Source organism: Planococcus halocryophilus (assembly GCF_001687585.2).
Lineage (GTDB): Bacteria > Bacillota > Bacilli > Bacillales_A > Planococcaceae > Planococcus > Planococcus halocryophilus.
This window is the reverse complement of record NZ_CP016537.2, coordinates 758,014-778,570: the sequence shown is the minus strand read 5'-3', so window position 1 is coordinate 778,570 and position 20,557 is coordinate 758,014. Positions and strand designations below refer to the sequence as shown.

The window sequence follows — 20,557 nt, the reverse complement described above, 5'->3', positions numbered from 1 at the left end:
TTCCTCCTTATTTAGTTCTTTACCCATCTGAAGGCACGGCCATGCTTATCTTTTGGAGAAATTCAAGATTTGCCGAGGGGGGCAAGTCTCAATATTAAAAACCATTAACGATTGCAGAGAAAGTCTACATTCGTTAATGGTTTTTCTGAGTCTCTTATTGTTTCGTTTTCATAAATTCGTAATAGCCTGTTTTAAAGAAAGTGTACCATTCGTCTATTTCTTCTTGGGGTGCCGCATTTAATGCCTCAAGCAATTCTTTACCAAACTCTAAAAACGCAGAGCCATTCGCAGTGATTATTTTCCCGCTCCGCACAGCCTGCTGTTCTAAATAGCCACTTTCGTTGCTATAGCTTTCTCCTGCTACTTTTTTCAAGCTGTCTAAATAATTACTGGTGTGTGGAATCGTATTGAACAAACCATGTTTACCTAAAAATACAGTCGCATCACAAATTGCACCTAACACAACTTCTTTCTCAATGGCTTTGGTCACCAATTCCATAACTTGTTTGCTTTCTTCTTTTCTCCAAGAATTTCCGCCAATCAAGATCAACCCTACAAAATCTTCTGGAGCATCCGCTATTTCGTAATCCGGTAGTACTGTGAAACCACCAATAGATTTAATGGGATCTTTCGTTAACGATACCGTCTTTACGTCAAATTGCTGCCCTTGACCTTCTGGCTCTTGGTTCAATGCAGCTGCCAATGAAGCCGCTTCCCAGTCTGCATACTCATCTAACAATACAAAAAGAACTTTTTTGTTACTCACCACTTCTCCTCCTTTTTGTTTGAATATTCAAATTGCATTTCATTCAATTATAGCACACGCAATTCACTCAAACAGCTGAGACATGTTTGCTCAACGAAGAGGGTATAATGAATAGACATCCTACTAAAAAAGGAGAATTTCTCATGAATAAAAAAGAACAAACACATATGGGTTGGCAGCTTGACGAAAGCTATTCCCGCCTACCTGAATTTTTTTATAGCACGTTTTCAGTTAACCCTGTATCAGAACCTAAACTGGTTATTTTCAATAAACCACTGGCAACTGAACTTGGTTTAGATCCGGATCAATTAACGAGCGAAGAAGGCATCGCAATTCTTGCAGGAAATGCCATGCCAGAAGGCAGAACACCACTTGCTCAAGCTTATGCCGGACATCAATTTGGTAATTTCACGATGCTTGGTGATGGTCGCGCTTTATTGATTGGCGAGCAACTAACACCTGCTGGCAAGCATGTCGATATTCAGTTAAAGGGTTCTGGTAGAACAGCCTATTCAAGAGGTGGCGACGGTCGTGCGGCGCTAAGACCGATGCTACGCGAATACTTAATCAGCGAAGCGATGCACGGGCTTGGTATTCCAACGACACGCAGTTTAGCTGTTGTTGAAACCGGTGAAATGGTTCGTCGTGAAACTCCACTTCCCGGTGCTATTATGACACGTATTGCCGACAGCCATATACGCGTCGGTACTTTTCAATATGCCGCGCGTTTTGGTAAAAAAGAAGATTTAAAAGCACTTGCGGATTACACAATAGAACGGCATTTCCCACATATTCAAGACCTTGAACATCGCTATTTGGCATTGTTCCAAGAAGTCATTAAGCGTCAGGCTGCGTTGATTGCTAAATGGCAATTGGTTGGTTTTATCCACGGCGTGATGAATACCGACAATATGGCAGTTAGCGGAGAAACAATTGACTATGGCCCTTGCGCATTTATGGACAGTTTTGATCCGAAGACCGTTTTCAGTTCGATAGATACGCAAGGTCGTTACGCATACGGCAATCAACCGATGATTGCTGGTTGGAATTTGGCCCGTTTCGGCGAAAGTCTCTTGCCGCTTCTGCACGATACACCCGAAGAGGCCGTTAGTATCGCGCAAACTGAGCTCAGTAAATACATTGCGCTGTTTGAGAGCAACTGGCTTGCTGGTATGCGCAGCAAACTAGGTCTTTTTAATACAGAAGAAAAAGATTCAGCGTTCGTAGAAGAATTGCTAAATCTGATGCATAAGTACAGTACTGACTATACCAACACGTTCCGTGCATTAACGTTTAACAAGCTAGTAGGCAACGAATTGTTTAGCTCAAACGAGTTCAAAGCTTGGCATAGCTCTTGGCAAGCACGTCTCGAACGACAAGAAGAAACAGTAGAACAAAGTCAGCAATTAATGCGAGACAGCAACCCAGCAGTCATACCTCGCAACCACCGAGTAGAAGAAGCATTAGAAGCTGCTGAGTTCAAAGGGGATTATAGTGCATTGCACAAGCTTCTTGCAGTGTTAGCTAATCCCTTTGCACATTCAGCTGAACAAGATGCTTACACGGAACCTCCAGAGCCGATGAGTGGTCCGTATCAAACTTTCTGTGGGACTTAATTAAAGTAAATACGTTTACTCGATTTTAGGTAGGGAAAACCTAAACTAAGGTTGAATTAATATTTTTTTTGTAGTTTCTTCTAGATATTGTTATAATATTCAGTGAAAGAGTTTCTTTACAGTAAATTTTTTAATAAACCGATCGACTTTCAAAAATTTATTTAAGGGGCTGGGACAATGAATCAGGAACAAATGGATTTTGTAAAAAACGGTAAAGGCTTTATCGCTGCACTTGACCAAAGTGGCGGCAGTACACCGAAAGCGTTAGCGCTTTATGGCGTATCAGAAGATCAGTATTCGTCTGAAGAGGAAATGTATGACTTGATCCACGAAATGCGGACACGCGTTATGACTGCGCCTTCTTTCAATTCAGATTCAATTATTGGCGCCATTCTTTTTGAACAGACAATGGACCGGAAAGTAGAAGGTCACTATACACCTGATTATTTATGGCAGAAAAAAGGAGTTGCACCATTCTTAAAAGTCGACAAAGGACTGGCGGATGAAGAAAACGGCGTTCAACTGATGAAGCCAATGCCAAACTTAGACGACTTGTTAAATCGGGCCAACGAACGTAATATTTTCGGCACAAAAATGCGTTCTGTTATTAAAGAAGCAAATGCTGAAGGGATTAAAAAAGTCGTTGAGCAGCAATTTGAAGTCGGCAAACAAATTCTTGCCGCTGGTTTAGTGCCGATTCTTGAACCAGAAGTGGACATTAACAGCACAGACAAAGAACAATCCGAAAAAATTCTTAAAGAAGAAATGCTAAAGCAGTTGGACTCATTAAATGAAGATCAAAATGTGATGATTAAAATCACCATTCCGACAGAAAATAATTATTACAAAGAAATGATCGATCACCCGCGTGTTGTTCGCGTAGTCGCCTTGTCTGGTGGCTATAAACGTGATGATGCTAATGAAAAATTGGCAGCTAATAATGGGCTTATCGCTAGTTTCTCGCGTGCTTTATCTGAAGGTGTCAACGCCAATCAAACAGATGAAGAGTTTAACACAATGCTAGAAAACTCCATTAAAGGCATTTACGAAGCTTCAATTACTTAAAAAAAGTCATCAAAATAGCCCCGTGGCCTTATTGGCTGCGGGGCTATTTTAATACAGTTTCTAAATTAATATCGGCTCTCTGGAACTTTTCGGAACCATTCGAATTCACTAATATGAAGCTCCCGTAATTTGTATTTCATAATTTTTCCTGAAGCATTTCTCGGTAATGACTCAACTATCTTATATTTTTTTGGAATTTTATATCCTGGAAGGTGCTCCAAGTAATAATCCATTAATTGTTCTTCTTCGATCGTTTCACCTTCTTTAGGCACAATGATGACCCCCACAATTTCTCCCCACTCTTCTTCCGGTAAACCGACAGTTGCCGCTTCAGCTACTTGAGGATGATTTGTGGTAACTTGTTCGACTTCAATCGAAAAGATATTTTCCCCAGCTGAAATGATACGGTCTGCTTTACGATCAACAAGCGAGATAAATCCATCCTCGTCGATTGTCGCTAAATCACCAGTCAGTAGCCAACCGTCTCGGAAAGATTCTGCCGTTTCTTTCGGTTTGTTGTAATATTCCTTCATCACTGTATTCCCTTTCACAATAAACTCGCCAATTAGACCGGGTTGAACATCTTTAAATTCATCATCTACTACCCGCACTTCCATGAAATACATCGGCTTTCCGCCTGAGCCTACTTTAGCCTCATGCTGTTCTGGTAATAAAAAGACTCCCCCTGGTCCGCCTTCAGTCAGCAAGCAAAGATTATAAAATTGCTGGTGACCGAAAAAGTCCATTGCTTTTTTAACAAGGTCAGGGTCAATTGGATCTGCACCATACATACATTTAGTAACAGAAGACAAGTTGGCCGATTCTGCATTTGGGACTTGTAGTAAAGCTTCATACATATTCGGCAATCCAAAGAAAACAGACACTTCGAATTCCTCAATGGATCTGACTACATGTTCAGGATCAAATTCAGACAAGATGATATTGGATGTTCCAAGCAATATACCAGTCACTAAAAAAAGGTTTAATTGAACCGAGTGAAACAGTGGCACTGCGTGCAAAATACGATCCTCAGCATCAATTCCGACACCAAAAACAAACGACGCACTGACATTTACCAAACGCTGATGATCAAACAATGCACCTTTTGGTTTGCCCGTTGTGCCAGATGTATAAAGAATTTCCGCGTCATCGGTATTCAATATTTCGACCGAGGGATTTAATGCATTTTCACTTAATACACTATCCCAACTAAGGTAATCGTTATTTTCAGGCGCAGGATGAACAATCACTTGCTGAAGTGAAGTTGCTTGTCTTTTCCCTTCTGCAATAACACCTTCAAATTCTACATCACAAAATATAAATCGACTTTCAGATTGCCCGAAAATATAGCCGCTTTCATCGGCACTCAGCCGATAATTAACAGGCACGGCAACACCGCCAGCCTTTAACACCGCAAAAAAAGCCAGTACGTTATAGTCCGAGTTTTTCATAAATAGAGAAACTTTATCACCTTTTTGTAAACCTGTCTCAAGGAGTCCATTTGCCATTCGGTTTACTTCTTCGTTTAGTTCCTGATACGAATAAGTTCTCCCCTCACAAACAATAGCCACCTTATCTGGAAAACGTTTAGCATTTTGTCTCAATGCCGCTGTTATATTCATGTTCGCTCCTCCTCCTATAATCGATTTGTTGCTCCTATAGCAGTTCCTCCTATCTTGGAAACTTCTAGCACTTGAGCGTACATTCGAAATCTCCGGATTTTCACAAATAGTAGTATTAACTTTACATTATTCTGAAAACATAGTCAATTCTTATTGTAGCTAATTCTTATATTAAAAAAACAAAAACGTGCATCATCAAACTAGTGATGAGCACGCTTATTTTAACCTTATCGACAATATGTATAGAGAATTACTCTATATTTTCAGTTGCAGGTACTACATGCATTCCCACTACTTGTCCTAGCAATTCCACGCCCTTAACAATTTCTTCTTCACTCGCATAGCTAAATGACAATCTTAAATATTCAAGTCCTTCTTGCTGATCTAAGAAAAAATATTTTCCTGGTACGAAGGCTACTCCTGCATCAAATGCCTCCTGCAGCATTTGCGAAGTATCAACATCTGGAATTTTGATCCATATAAAGTATCCGCCTTTTGGCACAAACCACGAAACTGTGGGTGGCAAAAATTCTTCTAAAGCCGACAACATCATTGCACATTTGGACTCGTAGGTAGTCGTTAAGTGATTTAAGTGCTCGTCAAAATCAATCTCTTCAAGGAATGATGCCATTGTTGCCTGATCAAACGGATGGTCCAAATCCTTTTTAAACCAACTTAATGGGTCAATTAATCGTTTATCTGCCACTACCCAGCCAATACGCATGCCTGGTGCTACAACTTTCGATAATGATCCCACATAAATCACACGGTTTTGGTTATCCATTGCTTTTAGTAGACGAGGTCTTTCTTCAAAGCCGAGCTCTCCGTATGCGTCATCTTCTAAAATAAGAAAATCATATTGCTCAGCAAGGTCCATTACGTGTTGTCTCCGCTCAAGTGACAAAGTTGTACCAGTCGGGTTTTGATAAGTTGGAATGGTATAAAGCAATCGTGGAGTCGGTAACCCTTGTTCTTTACGAACAGCTAACATCTCAGCTAGCACCTCAGTTTGCAGTCCATTTTCATCAACGGGAATGGTGATGTAATGTTCCGTATAGTTTCGGAAAATTTCTAACGCTTCCATATAAGTCGGTGATTCGACAGCTACAACTGCTTCGTCATCTAAAAGAATACGCGCAATCAGATCAATAGCCTGACAAGCACCCGAAGTGACAAGCAATCCATTACTTGTCACTTCCACATCTCGATGTGCCATTCGATCTTGAAGAAATCTTTTTAATTGTGGAACTCTTGGACTGCCTATGTAATGAAGCGGTAAATCCCTTTCCTCATCTAGTAAACGAGCTACCGCTAGTTTAATTTCATCAGAAGGAACAAGTGATGGTGCGGGATAACCTGAACTGAGACGTAAGCACCCCGCTGGTAAAGGTGACATCCACTGGCCAGGAGGATCGTTTTTAAATGCCCTTTCAATTTCTTTCGAAAAATGGAAGTCTGTTTTCATGTATTTCGTTCCCCTTTCATCCAACTGATAGAATAATGCGAAATCTCATAAACCCTATTCTACAGTGCGGGACCCACAATGTGTAGGTTGTCGGTAAAATATTCAGCCGAATCTTGCAAACGACTGTAACTTTTCAGTCACTTTAACGTTCTTATGTGAAAGTAAGTTTCTAGTTTCTAACCTATTAGGAGGAATCATTATGAAAAAATTTACCTGGTTCAGAGCTTTTCTGGTATTATTTTCGGTCTTATTTTTAGCCGCTTGTGGAACCGAAAAAAGTGACGAAAACGATAGCGATTCCGGAGAACCCATGACTGAAGAAACCGAGACAAATGGCGAGGAAGTTGCAGAGATGAAACCAGCGATCGAACAAATCAATGACAACACTTATCGCTATAGTTTAGTAAATAACACTGGCGAAGTACAAACTTTCGAATTTACGAGCAGCCAACGCTTCGACTTTTCATTAACAAATGACAGCGGCGAAGTTGCTTTTCTTTTCTCTTCTGTCAGTACGTATGCACAAGCGTTGGGTGAAGAAAGGGTTGATGACGGAGATAAACTAAGTTACGACTTAGAAATCCCCCCGCTTGATCTTGAACCCGGAACCTACGAGCTGGCTGCTTGGTTAACACCAAGATCAGGCAATATGTATAAAGTAACAACAGATCATATTGTGAAATAAGAAAAAGCATTCTCACTCCTGTTATGGATTGAGAATGCTTTTTCATTTTGATGCTTTTCTTAGTTACTTTCCAAAAAAGCAATATACTCTTTAACTACTTCATATACATATTCTTGATTCGCAGCGGCTGTGTCTGGATTATACGCACCGTCGTTTGTTTTATTGTTTGATAAAATACGAATTGCTAAAAACGGTACATCATATGCTTTTGAAATCATCGCAGATGACGCTGATTCCATTTCTTCGACTGATGTACCGAAGTTTTCATGGAACCAATTGATGCGGTCAACTTCGTTATTCCAAACGTCTGCTGAACCGATTGTGCCTTCAACTACTTTACCTTGTGTATAGCTGTCTTTGACATTAATTGCTGCAGCTAAAAGTTCTGGATCGGCATCATAATAACGCGCTTTTTCAGCATTTGGATCTTCTCCAGCACTTCCTTCTGAAGCCATTACGTCCATTGGCTTCCATTCTGTTGCTTCAATGCCTTCACCTTTTGCACGATCTCCTGTTTTCATCGAACCGATATTGACTGTGCGTTCACCAATGACGATATCAAAAACATTCAACTCTGGATCATGTCCACCTGATGTACCTTGGTTGATGATCGCAGCCGGATTGTATTTTTCTATTGCGATCGCTGTCGCAGCTGCCGTATTTTCCATACCTTTACCTGTTTTTGAAACAATAACCGGGTAGTCATTGACAGTACCGATATAAAATTCATATGTAGATCCTGATTCTTCTATTTCAACATTTTCCAAACGCTCCGCGAACTTTTCAGCTTCGATCGGCATTGGTCCTTGGATTAGAATCGGGCGCTTTGTTTCGTCTGTTTCTTTTCCTGTTTCGTTCGACTCGGCTGCTGAACTGCATCCTGCCAATACGACCAATAAAATCATAGCCATGATGAATACTAGCAGTTGTTTGCTACTTACTGTCTTCATTTTTGTCATGTGAATTTCCTCCTAGGTGTATGCTCTATTCGGTAATTGGATTAAAAAAAGATCCTGAACCGGTTTCTACCGTTCGGACCTTTGGAGCCAAAGCAAAAATTGAGTAGGAGAGTTCACACACGCCAAGCAATCAAAACTCTAGCTCGTAGTCCGGTTCTTTAAAGGGAACCTGGTAGAAACATTCGGACCATATTACCGAATATATACGAGCGATATAATATTTATCACTTGGCAACTATAACAAAGAGGAGAATGGTGGTCAACAAAATTACGAACATTTATAATAAAAAGTATAATATAGTTCGGTTTTAGTCGATTAAAATAAGAATTATTAGCTTTTTTTAAATAAAATGAGTTTTATTCATGTGATTCTCTCATTTTTCTATCCTTTGCTCCTGAGCTGTAATTAGCGCTTAGTAAGGTCTAGAATTTCACAAGTTGACTTATCGCGGCAAATGCTCTATTGTTAACTACGCGATGAGCTCGTTTGCGTAAGACGGACAAGCACTCCTTTTAGGAACACGTTGTGGAGCGTGGCTTGGAACGCCGCAAACTATCGAAACCCATCATGCCCTCGGGCATGATGGGTTTTTTCTGTTGTTTTGATGTATGGATTACGTCTTTACTTGGCATATTTTTTGATTACATAAGGACTTACAAGAGGATTTTGAGTTTGTTTGCATGACGATCGGTTTTGTTTGCGGTATCGGGACGTTTGTTTGCGAGATGCCAGGTTTTATTTGCACAATCCGAGAGTTTGTTTGCACATTACAGGTGTTTGTTTGCACATTACAAAATTTAGCCCAATAACACAAAAAATCTCCTCGCGCTCAAGAGCGCAAGGAGATTTTTATTTCACAATTCGTAAACGCGTGCTTCATAAGGCATCAATTGTTTCGGATCGAGCTGCTGATAGTTGCTCAACAAGCAGCGTGCCGATTCCGGTTCATCCCAGTAACAAGCGTACTCCGTCAAATTGGTGATGACCAATACGGTTTTATCTTCATTCGTGCGCGTATAAGCATAAATCGACTCGTGACCTACGTCCTGTAACTCGTAGTTGCCATAGACTAGAACATCTTGTTGTTTACGCAACCAAATCATCTTCCGGTAAAACCAGAGAATCGAATGCGGATCGCGAAGCTGCGCTGCAACATTGATTTCTTCGTAATTTGGATTGACACGCAACCAAGGCTCGGCATCCGAAAATCCGGCGTTCGGGCTGGCATCCCATTGCATTGGGGTGCGTGAATGATCGCGACTTTGTGCTTTGATGATCGTCATTACATCGTCGTGTTCCATACCTTCTGAACGATTGAAATGGTAAAGGCTATGGGTTTGGATATCATTGTAATGCTCTAGTTCATCAAACGGTGCATTAGTCATACCGATTTCTTGGCCCTGATAGATAAATGGCGTTCCTTGCATAAAGAAATACATGCAAGCGATTGCTGTGGCACTTTCACGCCAGAATTCCCGGTCATTCCCCCATGTAGAGACAATGCGCGGTTTGTCGTGATTTTCGATAAAAAGTGCATTCCAGCCATGTCCTTCTACAGCTTTTTGCCATTTGGTCAGTACTTCTTTTAGTTTCGGCACATCGATTCCTGTTGTTGAATCAGTGTCCCATAAGCTCATACTTTCAAACTGAAACACCATATTAAATTTCCCATCATCCTCTGAAATCCACTCATTAATGTCGTCAGCTTGAACACCATTTGCCTCGCCTACTGTCATGATATCGTGTTTCGCAAATGTTTCATCACGCAGTTCCGCAAGTAATGGCTGAATCCCTTTAACATTCATCATTTTCTCCCAAGCTGGCACATACAAATTCTGTTCAGGGTCTTCCACATCGCTCAACTCTTTTTTAATGTGACTGATGGCATCCACACGGAAGCCGTCGATTCCTTTGTCTAGCCACCAATTGACCATATCGTATAATGCTTGTCGCACTTCTGGATTTCCCCAGTTTAAGTCCGGCTGCTTTTTAGAAAATAAATGCAAATAATATTGTTTTGTTTCTTGATCGTATTCCCAAGCAGGTCCCCCAAAAATACTTTCCCAGTTGGTCGGCTCATCGCTCCAAATATACCAGTCGCGCTTGTCGTTATCTTTTGAAGCGCGTGACTCCATAAACCACGGGTGTTCATCACTTGTATGATTGATAACCAAATCGATAATCAACTTCATCCCGCGCGCGTGTACTTCTTCTAAAAGGCGATCAAAATCCGCCATTGTCCCAAACTCATCCATAATTTCCTGATAATCGCTAATGTCATAGCCGTTGTCGTCATTTGGTGACTTGTACATTGGACAAATCCAAATTACATCAATCCCAAGATCCTTTAAATAATCCAACTTGCTCGTCACACCGTTGATATCTCCGACACCATCACTATTCGAATCCTTAAAACTTCTCGGGTATACTTGATATGCAACTGCTTCTTTCCACCATTTTCTATCCATAACTGATCCCTCACAAAGACCTTGGCCATTCTTCTTATCCATCAACTGGCCATAACCCCCTGATTTCGTCTGAAGATGTCCGAGCGCCTATTTTATCTCTATCTATTTCCAACGTCCAGCAACATTTTTTTAGAAAATTAATTTCAAGTTGATAGTGTAGCAGAATTCGCAAAAAATTACCAAGATGTTCAACCAAAAAATTTATGGATTCAAACTGGATCGTTCACCCTCTTCCTTTTGGGTATCTTCCTATATAACCGCTGTGACAATAAAAAAACACAATTTTCATATCTTTTTATTTTATTTTCAAATGATACCGCTTTCAATTACAGGTATAACCTAATCGTGACTAATACACTAAAAATAATATCTATTTGTTAATTTTTTGTCATATTTGAATAACGTTTTTTAACTTGTTATGCATCAAAAAATCTACTTAAAGGAAAACATTAAACCGATATCACTTACAACACTTTTAACTTCCTATAATTCGGGAATAGTAAGGTATATGGAAAGGATGATTAATCATGAAAAACAAATTGGCCGCCGCATTACTCGCTATCTTTCTTGGCGACTTTGGGGCTCACAAATTCTATCTAGGGCGTCCAGGCATGGGTGTTCTTTATCTGTTGTTCTTTTGGACAGGCATTCCAGCTGTGATTGGTGTCATTGAAGGAATTCTTTATCTTTTACAATCAGATAAAGATTTTCAGGAAAAATACAGTAAACATTAAAGGTGGTAGACTGCTTTGCAATTAGAACGGATTCCTGATTATTTGCAGCAAGATTTGAAGATTTTATTTGTTGGCTTTAATCCGAGCATCCGATCGTCTGAAACCGGCTATCATTATGCCAATCCGAATAATCGATTCTGGAAAATCCTCTACAAAGCTGGCTTGACTCCGCGGACATATTTACCAGAAGAAAATAGTGAATTGCTCGCTCTCGGATTCGGCTTAACAAATATCGTCGATCGCCCTACCAAAGAAGCCGCTGAAATTTCAAAAAAAGAATATGCGGAAGGTGCCAAATTATTAGAGGAGAAAATTAGAAGGCTACAGCCACAAGCAGTTTGTTTTGTCGGCAAAGGCGTTTATCAGCAATTTAGCAAACGAAAAATCGTTTTATGGGGTGTTCAGCCAGAACCTGTCATTCCAGGGGTCGTTGAATATGTGGCCCCATCATCGAGTGGTTTAGTGCGTATGAAATTACATGATATTGTTGAGATCTATCGTGGTTTGAATAATTATCGTTAAAAATCCCGACCTCTTTTGAAAAGAGGTCGGGATTTTTATATACTCTCTAGTAACACTGATATTTGCCTAACTGTATTTACATTACGAACCGTTACACGTCTATAAAGAGCCGTTCCAACGATTTTCCCCAGTCCACTTCTTGTAACTAGGTCTTTATTAACCGACCAAAGAATTGCACCAGGCACGTATATGACACGATCAATATCAGGTTTGATGGTTAATTGATTTAAAATGGTTTGATCGTCAACATCTTGCCATAAAAACAATACATCACTTTTCATGTCTTGATCGTTTGACCAATTTTCCGGAACTGATTGTGCAATCTTTAGAAATTCCGCTGATCCATAAACCAATACATGAATCTGCAAATCGAAATGACTGTAAATCGCTTTTTCTAAAATGGTTGCTATAGTTTCTTTAGAATTATTTGTCGAGGAAAAAACGACATTTCCAGAATTGATATACGTAGTGACTTGTGTCATGCCCACTTCTTCAAATGCTTGTATTAGTTTTTTCATTTCTACTTTGTTTTTCCCGCCTACATTAATGCCTCGCAACAATGCCACATAGTTCATTATTGTCACCTTCCTGGTTAGCCGAATTTATCGTCATCCATTAAAACCCGCATCGTTCATAATTTTTGTAAATGCCTGTGTCTGAACGGAAGCCTTAAGTTCATTGATTAATTGAGTTAGTTTTAACGAAAACTGGTCGTAATCAGCTTTTGTAGATGTAAGTTTTACTAGAGAAAGTAAAGAAAAAACTGTGGCACCACTCAAGCTTCCTTCATCCATTTCCAATCTTTTCTCTAGTTCATCTAATTCTACTGGATGTGTTAAGTGGTAACGGTATAGGATTTCCTCATGTGCTGATTTATTGCGATATGGGAAAACGATGCGCAAAATAGCATCTAACTCCCCCGCCTTCAAGCTTACCAAATCGTATTGCTCGCTGTATTCCTCAGCAAAATCACGGGCAATTTTGTCACGTAACTCTTCGTCAATAACCGTATAAAAGTGAGTAATTTGACCAAGTGATAAAAAGTTGACCAAGACCCAAAGAGGTACATCTTTATGTTTATCGTAAAACTCTCGAATAGCTGGATACCTCACTTTGTCACGTTTTTTATGACTTTTGATTAAGTTATCGAGTGTTGAAATGATGCGATCTCGTTCATGATGATGTTGGCTATCTTCACTGTAATTACCCGGCTCTAAAAAGCTTCCTGCTTCTTTGAATTTTTCAGAAAAGCGATAAGCTAATTTCGACTTTATATTTTTTTCGAACTTTAACAATTCATTTAGCAACAACATCCGTAAATCCCGATCAAAACGATGCAACGCATAAATGTGGCTAAACTCAGTCTCTTCTTGATAACGTTCTAAACCATAGGGATTGAGCTTTATATCGTGCTCAAGAAAAGGTTCTTTATAGCCATCGATTAACGCATAATAATTTTCGCGCGACAAAATTCGTTTCGCAGCGGCTTTATCAATTACTTGTAAACCACGCTTCTCGAGTATTTCTAGCTGCTCCTCGTGAGTAGCAAAATCCTTCACATTTCTCATCCTTTTCAAATTCTTCTTATTACTAACTGTAAGTGAAGCAGCGCTTTTTATAAATACCCTATAGGCATAAAAAAATCATTCTAGGCAAATAATAAATTAAGAATAGCTAAACCTCTCTTATTCGTGGCTGCCGCTTTTGCTCAACCACTACCTATCCCTAATCAAAAACTTCCAAAATCTCCTCTTAATTATTGTGCACCTCTGTTATATTTCAAATTAAAAACCTTAAACTTTTCTTTTGATTATATTCTAAGCTCAGGGAATTTATAAAAATACTATTTATCTTATAAGAATTCCATTCTCACCTTTTTCCATTAATTACTTTAACACTAATCCCCCACCTAAAAATCACCTATTAATTAAAGTTATTTAAAAATAATTAATATTTTTCTTGTAATTTGATTATTCAATCATGTATAGTCTATACAAGAATGAATAAAGGAGGTCAGTTATGAATACTTTATTTCTACTTCCCAATACTAACGAAGAAATTATCGAAACGTATGATGAAGACATTATCGTGACTACACGAGAAGGCCGCATCATTAAAGCTTCCCCGCGCAGTGGCGACGCTTATGGTGTAGCGGCCGAAGACTTGCTTGGAAAATCTGTTTACGACTTAGAAGCAGCAGGGGTTTTTTCTCCTGCCATCACACCTCTCGTATTAAAACAAAAGAAAAAAGTGGTTATCAGACAAAATACGCCTTCTGGAAAAAAAGCACTGATTACCGGTATTCCTCTTTTCAATGATAGCGGTGAAGTGGATTTTGTCGTCAGTTATTCTTATGACATGTCCCAATTGATGGTCATGAAAGAATATCTTGTAAATCTTGAATCGGAAATGTCTAAAGTTAAAGGAGAGCTTGCTCACCTCCGTAACCAGCAACTTCACGTTGAAGGGTGCGTTATGGAAAGTCCTTCATCAAGCCGCGCACTTCAAACAGCCATCAAAATGGCGCAGCTCGAAGTTCCTGTGGTAATTTGCGGAGAACCTGGTACTGGAAAAACATCACTGGCTAAATTTATCCACTCGCAGAGCAGCCGACAAAAATCGGCTTTTATCGAAGTCAATTGCAGTGCGATTCCTGAATCGGTATTTGAAATTAGCTTTACGGGGTTAAGTGATGAAGGTTATATGAACTTAGCTGCCGGTGGAACGCTGGTACTTAATGAAATTGAACAGCTATCACCTGCATCACAAGCAGCATTATTTAAAATTTTGCAACAACCACACACTGCGCGTGTAATCGCTATTAGTACTACTTCAATTGAACAAGCTGTTACTGCTGGAAAGTTTCGCGAAGACTTGTTTTATTTACTACACTTAGCTTCAATTGAATTGTTTCCATTAAGAGAACGACCCGATGATTTAGATCAGACCATTAGTCGTGTAGTAGAAGAACTAAATCAAAAGTACCACCAACAAAAATCAATTTCTGATGATTTGTATTTTCATTTATTGCAGTTGCCATGGAAAGGGAATTTCCGGGAGTTACGCAATGTCGTAGAACGTAGCTTTATCGAAAGTGAATCAGAACTCATCACGCTCGATGACCTTCCCATTACCTACCAACCTGATGCAGATGAACGTATTGGCTTTGAACTTCACGGTCAAACACTTCCTCATATTTTGGAGTCGGTCGAAAAGAAAGTAATACTAAACGCACAAAAGCGTTACCGGACAACAACTGAAATGGCGAATATTCTAGGGATTAGCCAACCATCTGTCGTTCGCAAACTAAAAAAATATACAAACACATCTATCGGGGGGGAAATTATATGACTTTGTTACAAAGCGAAAAAAAGACGATTGAATCGATTGATACGTGGAAGTTCTTAATACCTTCCATTATTGGAGCATTGCTGTTCTTGTGTCCGATCCCTTATAACGGACAGATAACAATTGGTGTCGGCATTTTGGCCTCTTTCCTATTAACAACGTTCGGCGATGTGATTCCTGCATTCATCATTATCCTGCTTGGCTTCTCTGCTGTTGCAAGCATCACAGCAACAGCTTTAAAGCCAGCTTTCGTCCAGAACTCAACGTTTTTACGCGCTACATTTATTAATGGACCTTTCGGTTTAATCGTTCGGATTCTTGCTTTTGTATTTGGTATCATGGCTTTTTATGAAGTTGGTCCTGAAGCGATTGCTTCACGCAATACAGGGGGTGTGGTGCTTTACGATTTGGCTCCTGTCCTATTAACTTGGTTCTTGTTCGCCGGAATTTTGTTACCATTACTTGTTGAATTCGGCTTAATGGAGTTTGTCGGTACCTTACTCAACAAATTCATGCGTCCTGTCTTCACTTTACCTGGCCGTTCTTCGATCGATGCGATGGCATCATGGATGGGCGCAGCACCCGTTGGTGTTTTAGTAACAATGAAGCAATACGATGAAGGAAACTACTCAGGGCGTGAAGCTTCTGTTATCGCAACAACGTTTTCGATTGCCTCTGTTGCTTTTAGTTTAGTTGTCGCAAATGTTGTCGGCATTGGTCATTTGTTCTTCCCATTCTATTTGGCTGTATCGGTTGCTTGCTTAGTAGCAGCAATTATTATGCCACGCATTCCGCCATTGTCTCGCAAAAAAGATGACTACTATGCGCCAGTTGGCAAACAAGTTGACGATACCATTCCTGAAGGCGCATCCCTATTTCAATGGGGATTTGATGAAGCTCGTCGCAAAGCAAGTAGCGCGGCAAGCCCGAAAAAACTTGCTAAAATGGGAATCGAAACGGTGCTTGATATTTGGTTAGCACTGATTCCACTTGTTTTTGCTCTTGGTACAATCGCTTTGATCGTGGCAGAATACACACCACTTTTCAAAATTATTTCTTATCCATTAATTCCAGTACTGACAATGTTTGGATTGCCTGAAGCAGCTGAAGCAGCTCCTACGTTCCTGGTTGGATTTGCAGATATGTTCTTGCCAGCCGTACTTGGTGGTGGCATTGAAAGCGAATTGACACGCTTTGTTCTTGCAGGCGTTTCGTTAACACAAATTATTTATATGTCTGAGATTGGTATTTTGATTTTACGCTCGAATATTCCTGTTAAGTTCTGGGAACTGGCAGTGATCTTTGTATTACGTACAATCATAACGTTACCAATTCTTGTATTGTTCGCGCACCTATTTGTATAACAAATAAAGAAGCCTTTCCAAGAATACTCTTGGAAAGGCTTCTTTTGTTTTTACATTTTCTTCGGCAGCAATCACACCCCAACTGCACACATCTAGTAACTGCTGTACACTTTGAGTGTGATTTTCCCGAAAATTATTCCGCTGGTGTTAAATCTTCAATAGAATCTATGTCCATGTAAGCCGGAACCACAAGACCGATTTTAGCGCCTTCTAGGTTGACCCCTAAGTCCACTACATCATCGCCATAAGTTTCAAGCTGAGTTGCATGTGTTCCAGGAAGCCATGCAGCTACCATGCCATCCGCTTGACCTTCAGAAACAGCTTGCCACATAACTGCGTTATCAAGCGGCGTCAAAGTTACATCAAATCCTTGGTCTTCTAATACTTTGCCGACAACGTTTGTTGAAGCGACTTCTGTATCCCATTCCACATAAGCCAATTCAACTTCTGTACCATCTACTTGTTCTGTACCGTCCGTCCATTCAGCAACTTTATCAGCATTTTCTTCTATCCATGATGCTGCCGCTTCTTCAATGTCTGCACCGTCTGAAACTTTCAACATGATGCTTTCGATGTCAGCAGGTGTCCACTCGAACTGATCGAGAATTTTATAAGCTTCTGGATTTTCTTCTTCTAATCCTTTACGAGCCATTGTTTTGATTGTTTCAGCATCTCCGAAGATGCCTTGTGGATCTTCCAAGTATTTCAAATCGTACTTTTGGAACTTCCAGTGTGGGCTCCAGCCTGTAACAATAATCGGTTCTTCGTTATCAATCGCTTCGCCTAAAGCTGTAGCCATTGCGCCACTTGACGACGTAACAACTTCCCAACCTTCAAGGTTTTCGTACTCTTCAGTTGAAGCTTCAGTTGAAGCAACTACACCTGAACCTGGTTCAATACCAGTAATTTTGTAGCCCATTTCTTCACCATAGTTCACTTCTTCAGAATCAGAACCTTCATCAGTTCCTGTCTCTGCATTTTCGTCTTCATCACCACATGCTGCTAAAGCTAGTGTTGGCATTACCACAAACATAAGACCTAATTTTTTCCACTTCGAGTTTACCATTACTAATCAATCTCCTTTTTCTTTAAGTTTATTGGGTGTTCGTTTTCCACGAGGTTCAGTGATCTTGTTACACTCTTTTTTTACCGGTAAAACTTTGCGTAAAGCGGTCAATGATAATGGCTAAAATGACAATTCCCAAGCCCGCTACAAATCCGGTTCCTACATCTGCACGCTGTAAGGCAGAAAGTACTTCACGGCCAAGGCCAGGTGCACCAATCATCGAGGCAATGACGACCATCGATAGTGACAGCATCACAGTTTGGTTAATGCCAGCCATGATTGTGGGTTTTGCCATTGGCAGTTCCACTTTAAAGAGTTTTTGTGCGCCGGTGCTTCCAAAAGCTTCGGAAGCTTCCACCAATTCTTTTGAAACTTGTCGAATCCCGAGGTTCGTAAAACGAACGGTCGGAGGTGTGGCAAAAATCAATGATGCAAAAATACCAGGAACCATTCCGATACTGAAAAAAGCGACTGCCGGAATCAAGTACACAAAAGCCGGCATGGTTTGCATAAAGTCAAGAATTGGCGTAATGATGCTTTCGGCAGCTTTGCTTTTCGACATCAAAATACCAATTGGCACGCCTATGACAATCGATAATATACTAGCGACTAGAACCAATGTAAACGATAGCATCAATTCTTCCCATAACCCTTGGTTCCAAACAAGCAATAACCCAACTAGTGAAAATGAGGCCAAGCCAATCCGCTTCCCGCTAATGAAGAATGCGATTAAAGCAACAATTAAAATAACAATCACCGGCGGAACCGCCGCCAACATATCCGCAAAGTCTTCCAAGCCATCCCCAAACTCATTTTTGAGAGGGTCAAACAAGAAAGCGAATGTATCCGAAATCCAACTTGTGAATTTCGAAACATATGGAGCTAACGGAATTTCTGGGATGTTTTCCATAAAATTAAGCATTGTTGCGATTCACCTCACTTTGACCAGCAAGCGCTGAAATAACTGCACCGCGGACGATGATGCCAAGTAACTTTCCACCTTCTACTACAGGAATCGGAACAGGCGAATTATGGCTGATTTCAAATATCGCCTTCATCAAGGTTTCTTTCGTAACAGTCGGAGCATCGGTCTTCAAAATACTCACTAGACTTTTTAGATCCCCCTTTAAAGCAAGAGAAGCATCATCTGCTGTGACGTACCCTTTTAAATTTCGTTTGCTGTCTGTGACATAGATACTTGAAATGCCTTCTTCTTTCATTCTTTCCAACGCGACACGCGGACCATGTTTATCAATGTTAATGGTTTCAGGTCGCTTCATGATATTGAATGCAGTTAAGACTTTTGAACGATCAACATCTTGGACGAACTTTTTAACATAATCATTTGCCGGGTTGACTAATATTTCTTCTGGCGTGCCAACCTGAACAATAGAGCCGTCTTTCATCAATGCTATCTTGTCGCCGATGCGCAATGCCTCATCCAAATCGTGGGTAATGAAAATGATGGTTTTCTTCATCGTTTCCTGTAAATCCAATAATTCATCCTGCATTTCTTTGCGTATCAGTGGATCAAGCGCCGAGAAGGCTTCATCCATCAGCATCACTTCTGGGTCGTTTGCCAACGCTCTTGCTAATCCAACACGCTGTTGCATACCACCAGAAAGTTGGGCTGGTAATTGCTCGAGATAGCCATCAAGACCAACCATTTCCAAAGATTTCTTCGCCTTTTCGTTTCTCTCGACTTTATCAATCCCTTGGATTTCCAAGCCATATGCAGCATTGTCCAAAACTGAAAGGTACGGAAACAGCGCAAAATTTTGGAACACCATACTCATTTTTGTACGACGCACTCGACGCAAGTCTTTCTTATTCATCGCTGCCAAGTTTTCGCCGTCAATGTAAACCTTGCCTTCTGTTGGGTCGATCAAACGATTCAATAAGCGAACTAATGTCGATTTTCCGCTACCCGAAAGACCCATGATGACAAATATTTCACCGGCTTCTACTGAAAAAGAAGCACGATTGACGCCTACTGTACTATTTGTCAGTTTTAAAATTTCTTCTTTTGTCTTTCCTTCTTCAAGCATCTTCAATGCTTGTTTGGTATTTTTACCGAATACTTTCGATAATTCTTCTACTTTGATAACTGACATAATTCCTCACACCTCTCTGCTATTCAGCTTTTTGCATGGATAGAAGAGCACTTCCTTGTACCTATTCATTTTTCTACCATAACAAGTTCTTCTTTAAATTTAATAGGTCTTTAGTGGAGTTTCAAACAATAAAAACAACTAAAATACCCTTTTTTTACCATTCTAATAATTAGCACTTGTCCCACTATACGCACAACTTCCTATTATTACAAATGTTGCAAGACGATATTAACACTATTAGCTCGCAATCTAACTTTTTTGTATCTCAAAAAACTTCATGATTCTATTGTTTGAAAAAGATTGTCTTAATGAAAAAGCACTCTCCCCAGTAGCTAGAGTACGTTAAAAATAATGATTTATTATTTTGAATAATATAAAAACACCGATTGATTTCCTTCCTTAATTTTTTTAAAATTCTTTTTGATAACACGCATTGCTGCCTAATAACAGTTATTTCAAAGGCAATTCAACAGTTGAGGTTGTCAATCTTATTTGTAAAAAACCGCAATCCAAAAAAAAGAGAGAATGCTCGATTTCAGCACATCTCTCTTTATGGTTCCTAAAAATTATACCTACAAACAACAAAACTGCATGTCAGCATGCAGTTTTGTTGTTCAGCACTCATTTTGCCCAGTGGTGGAAGAAGAAATAGGACATGATGAGTACGATTATGATGGCCGAGATGACGAGCATAGGCACAAAACCAAAGGTGGTTTCCATAGAAATTCCTCCTTCTTTTATCTTCATCATACTCTCTTTTAG

General features: G+C 40.0%; 17 protein-coding genes and 1 riboswitch. Of the genes, 7 read left to right on the top strand and 10 right to left on the bottom strand.

Annotation, left to right across the window (positions count from 1 at the left end; genetic code table 11):
- Nucleotides 1-154 precede the first annotated feature (154 nt).
- A complete protein-coding gene (locus BBI08_RS03875; protein WP_040850479.1) occupies nt 155-766 on the bottom strand; it encodes a type 1 glutamine amidotransferase family protein in 612 nt (203 codons plus the stop codon).
- Between the two features lie 143 nt (nt 767-909).
- On the opposite strand from BBI08_RS03875, the gene BBI08_RS03870 reads away from it, so the two are divergent.
- A complete protein-coding gene (locus BBI08_RS03870) occupies nt 910-2,382 on the top strand; it encodes a protein adenylyltransferase SelO (protein ID WP_065528513.1) in 1,473 nt (490 codons plus the stop codon).
- Between the two features lie 177 nt (nt 2,383-2,559).
- A complete protein-coding gene (locus BBI08_RS03865) occupies nt 2,560-3,447 on the top strand; it encodes a fructose bisphosphate aldolase (protein ID WP_008496651.1) in 888 nt (295 codons plus the stop codon).
- Nucleotides 3,448-3,512: 65 nt separating this feature from the next.
- Here the strand turns inward: BBI08_RS03865 and BBI08_RS03860 are convergent, their stop codons facing one another.
- Complete coding sequence (locus BBI08_RS03860) at nt 3,513-5,069, bottom strand: class I adenylate-forming enzyme family protein (RefSeq protein WP_065528512.1); 1,557 nt, start codon at nt 5,067-5,069, stop codon at nt 3,513-3,515.
- 250 nt (nt 5,070-5,319) lie between these two features.
- Nucleotides 5,320-6,534, bottom strand: coding sequence for an aminotransferase-like domain-containing protein (locus BBI08_RS03855; protein ID WP_065528511.1), 1,215 nt, complete (start codon nt 6,532-6,534; stop codon nt 5,320-5,322).
- Between the two features lie 199 nt (nt 6,535-6,733).
- Between BBI08_RS03855 and BBI08_RS03850 the strand changes: the two genes are divergently transcribed.
- The gene (locus tag BBI08_RS03850; protein ID WP_008496649.1) at nt 6,734-7,219 is read left to right on the top strand and encodes a BsuPI-related putative proteinase inhibitor; all 486 of its coding nucleotides are present in this window, start codon (nt 6,734-6,736) and stop codon (nt 7,217-7,219) included.
- A gap of 59 nt (nt 7,220-7,278) precedes the next feature.
- Here BBI08_RS03850 and BBI08_RS03845 read toward each other — a convergent pair whose 3' ends face one another.
- The gene (locus BBI08_RS03845) at nt 7,279-8,178 is read right to left on the bottom strand and encodes a 5'-methylthioadenosine/S-adenosylhomocysteine nucleosidase (RefSeq protein WP_008496648.1); all 900 of its coding nucleotides are present in this window, start codon (nt 8,176-8,178) and stop codon (nt 7,279-7,281) included.
- A gap of 126 nt (nt 8,179-8,304) precedes the next feature.
- A riboswitch (purine riboswitch) is annotated at nt 8,305-8,407 on the bottom strand.
- Between the two features lie 626 nt (nt 8,408-9,033).
- Nucleotides 9,034-10,647: a glycoside hydrolase family 13 protein gene (locus BBI08_RS03840; protein ID WP_040850513.1), complete on the bottom strand. Its 1,614-nt coding sequence runs from the start codon at nt 10,645-10,647 to the stop codon at nt 9,034-9,036.
- 527 nt (nt 10,648-11,174) lie between these two features.
- Here BBI08_RS03840 and BBI08_RS03835 point away from each other — a divergent pair.
- A complete protein-coding gene (locus tag BBI08_RS03835; RefSeq protein WP_008496645.1) occupies nt 11,175-11,381 on the top strand; it encodes a TM2 domain-containing protein in 207 nt (68 codons plus the stop codon).
- Between the two features lie 15 nt (nt 11,382-11,396).
- Nucleotides 11,397-11,903, top strand: a complete 507-nt coding sequence (gene mug / locus BBI08_RS03830) for a G/U mismatch-specific DNA glycosylase (RefSeq protein WP_065528510.1) — start codon at nt 11,397-11,399, stop codon at nt 11,901-11,903.
- 35 nt (nt 11,904-11,938) lie between these two features.
- On the opposite strand, the gene BBI08_RS03825 is transcribed toward mug, so the two are convergent.
- Together BBI08_RS03825 and BBI08_RS03820 are read right to left on the bottom strand one after the other, a co-directional pair.
- Nucleotides 11,939-12,478 carry a DUF1697 domain-containing protein gene (locus BBI08_RS03825; RefSeq protein WP_008496643.1) on the bottom strand — a complete coding sequence of 180 codons (540 nt, stop codon included), beginning with the start codon at nt 12,476-12,478 and terminating at the stop codon, nt 11,939-11,941.
- 33 nt (nt 12,479-12,511) lie between these two features.
- Complete coding sequence (locus tag BBI08_RS03820) at nt 12,512-13,471, bottom strand: Abi family protein (protein ID WP_040850476.1); 960 nt, start codon at nt 13,469-13,471, stop codon at nt 12,512-12,514.
- 451 nt (nt 13,472-13,922) lie between these two features.
- Between BBI08_RS03820 and BBI08_RS03815 the strand changes: the two genes are divergently transcribed.
- Nucleotides 13,923-15,254, top strand: coding sequence for a sigma 54-interacting transcriptional regulator (locus BBI08_RS03815; protein ID WP_008496641.1), 1,332 nt, complete (start codon nt 13,923-13,925; stop codon nt 15,252-15,254).
- A complete protein-coding gene (locus BBI08_RS03810) occupies nt 15,251-16,615 on the top strand; it encodes a YjiH family protein (RefSeq protein WP_008496640.1) in 1,365 nt (454 codons plus the stop codon). The genes BBI08_RS03815 and BBI08_RS03810 overlap by 4 nt, the downstream gene beginning before the upstream one ends.
- 133 nt (nt 16,616-16,748) lie before the next feature.
- Here the strand turns inward: BBI08_RS03810 and BBI08_RS03805 are convergent, their stop codons facing one another.
- The 3 genes from BBI08_RS03805 to BBI08_RS03795 form a co-directional block, all read right to left on the bottom strand.
- A complete protein-coding gene (locus BBI08_RS03805) occupies nt 16,749-17,681 on the bottom strand; it encodes a glycine betaine ABC transporter substrate-binding protein (protein ID WP_008496639.1) in 933 nt (310 codons plus the stop codon).
- Nucleotides 17,682-17,748: 67 nt separating this feature from the next.
- Complete coding sequence (locus BBI08_RS03800) at nt 17,749-18,603, bottom strand: ABC transporter permease (RefSeq protein WP_065528509.1); 855 nt, start codon at nt 18,601-18,603, stop codon at nt 17,749-17,751.
- Nucleotides 18,596-19,795, bottom strand: coding sequence for a quaternary amine ABC transporter ATP-binding protein (locus BBI08_RS03795; RefSeq protein WP_008496636.1), 1,200 nt, complete (start codon nt 19,793-19,795; stop codon nt 18,596-18,598). The genes BBI08_RS03800 and BBI08_RS03795 overlap by 8 nt, the downstream gene beginning before the upstream one ends.
- Nucleotides 19,796-20,557 lie beyond the last annotated feature (762 nt).

Coding starts and splice junctions, on each gene's coding strand:
- BBI08_RS03810 (WP_008496640.1), top strand. CDS start 15,251: ATGACTTTGTTACAAAGCGAAAAAAAGACGATTGAATCGATTGATACG.
- BBI08_RS03865 (WP_008496651.1), top strand. CDS start 2,560: ATGAATCAGGAACAAATGGATTTTGTAAAAAACGGTAAAGGCTTTATC.
- BBI08_RS03855 (WP_065528511.1), bottom strand. CDS start 6,534: ATGAAAACAGACTTCCATTTTTCGAAAGAAATTGAAAGGGCATTTAAA.
- BBI08_RS03795 (WP_008496636.1), bottom strand. CDS start 19,795: ATGTCAGTTATCAAAGTAGAAGAATTATCGAAAGTATTCGGTAAAAAT.
- BBI08_RS03840 (WP_040850513.1), bottom strand. CDS start 10,647: ATGGATAGAAAATGGTGGAAAGAAGCAGTTGCATATCAAGTATACCCG.
- BBI08_RS03805 (WP_008496639.1), bottom strand. CDS start 17,681: ATGGTAAACTCGAAGTGGAAAAAATTAGGTCTTATGTTTGTGGTAATG.
- BBI08_RS03845 (WP_008496648.1), bottom strand. CDS start 8,178: ATGACAAAAATGAAGACAGTAAGTAGCAAACAACTGCTAGTATTCATC.
- BBI08_RS03835 (WP_008496645.1), top strand. CDS start 11,175: ATGAAAAACAAATTGGCCGCCGCATTACTCGCTATCTTTCTTGGCGAC.
- BBI08_RS03850 (WP_008496649.1), top strand. CDS start 6,734: ATGAAAAAATTTACCTGGTTCAGAGCTTTTCTGGTATTATTTTCGGTC.
- BBI08_RS03800 (WP_065528509.1), bottom strand. CDS start 18,603: ATGCTTAATTTTATGGAAAACATCCCAGAAATTCCGTTAGCTCCATAT.
- BBI08_RS03820 (WP_040850476.1), bottom strand. CDS start 13,471: ATGAGAAATGTGAAGGATTTTGCTACTCACGAGGAGCAGCTAGAAATA.
- BBI08_RS03815 (WP_008496641.1), top strand. CDS start 13,923: ATGAATACTTTATTTCTACTTCCCAATACTAACGAAGAAATTATCGAA.
- BBI08_RS03825 (WP_008496643.1), bottom strand. CDS start 12,478: ATGAACTATGTGGCATTGTTGCGAGGCATTAATGTAGGCGGGAAAAAC.
- BBI08_RS03870 (WP_065528513.1), top strand. CDS start 910: ATGAATAAAAAAGAACAAACACATATGGGTTGGCAGCTTGACGAAAGC.
- BBI08_RS03860 (WP_065528512.1), bottom strand. CDS start 5,069: ATGAATATAACAGCGGCATTGAGACAAAATGCTAAACGTTTTCCAGAT.